The organism is Caballeronia glathei (assembly GCF_000698595.1).
Taxonomy (GTDB): domain Bacteria; phylum Pseudomonadota; class Gammaproteobacteria; order Burkholderiales; family Burkholderiaceae; genus Caballeronia; species Caballeronia glathei.
In genome coordinates, this window is record NZ_JFHC01000313.1 from 1 (window position 1) to 446 (window position 446).

Genomic DNA, 446 nt, shown 5'->3' on the forward strand with positions numbered 1-446 from the left:
TCAGGGCACACTCGTAGCGCAGTTCCGTGTCCACGGCAGGACCGGCGAGAATGCGGTCGACCTGGCGCTGCGCTTCTTCGTGGCGTTGCCCGAGCGCAAGTGCCCACGCCGCGGCGAGTCGCAAGCGGGGGCGCTGCTCCAGTTCCCACTCAGGCAGCAGGTCGAACCAGTCGAGCACGACGCTCAGGTGTCCTCGTCCCACCGCATCGTAGAGACTGCGCTCGGCGAGTTCGTAGGCGGTCCGGTGCTGGCCGGCCGCATGCGCATGGCGCGCGGCTTCCTCGATCATTCCGCGCGCGACGAACCACCTCATGGCGCGCGCATGCAACTCCTCGCGTCCGGCGGCAGGCAGGCGCCCCAGGCGCACGCGCAGCGCGTCGCGCACCACGGTGTGCAGGCGGCACCATGCGCTGTCCTCTACGGTGATGAACACGGGCGTTTCGCGC

At 70.0% G+C, this 446-nt stretch carries 1 pseudogene; it reads right to left on the minus strand.

The annotated features are described in order from the left end of the window. A pseudogene (locus BG61_RS38935) lies at window positions 1-446 on the minus strand (LuxR family transcriptional regulator); the annotation flags it as partial.